The sequence below is a fragment of the Sphingomonas sp. 10B4 genome, from assembly GCF_035019905.1.
GTDB lineage: Bacteria > Pseudomonadota > Alphaproteobacteria > Sphingomonadales > Sphingomonadaceae > Sphingomonas > Sphingomonas glacialis.
In genome coordinates this window covers 1-243 of the sequence record NZ_JASJVC010000522.1, presented here as the reverse complement: position 1 = coordinate 243, position 243 = coordinate 1, and the positions used below count along the sequence as shown (strand labels likewise).

The following is a 243-nucleotide window of genomic DNA, read 5'->3' as shown; positions in this document are numbered from 1 at the left end:
ACCATGCTCCAGGCGATGGATAAGGGTTCTGCGCCGCTCAAGGAATTCATGATTAAGCAAACGCGTCAGGCAGATCTGGCCTTGTATGCCAAGCTGTCTCGCACGCCGGCGCTGCAAGGCCCCGAAGATGTATCGCTGCGAATATTGATCCCGGCGTTTGTCACCAGCGAATTAAAAACGGCATTCCAGATCAGCTTTTCCATCTTTATCCCCTTTCTGATTATCGACATGGTGGTCGCCAGT

1 pseudogene is annotated in these 243 nt (G+C 52.3%); it reads left to right on the top strand.

Annotated elements, in window-relative coordinates:
• Window positions 1-15 precede the first annotated feature (15 nt).
• A pseudogene (locus tag QN347_RS20725) lies at window positions 16-243 on the top strand (flagellar biosynthetic protein FliP); the annotation flags it as partial.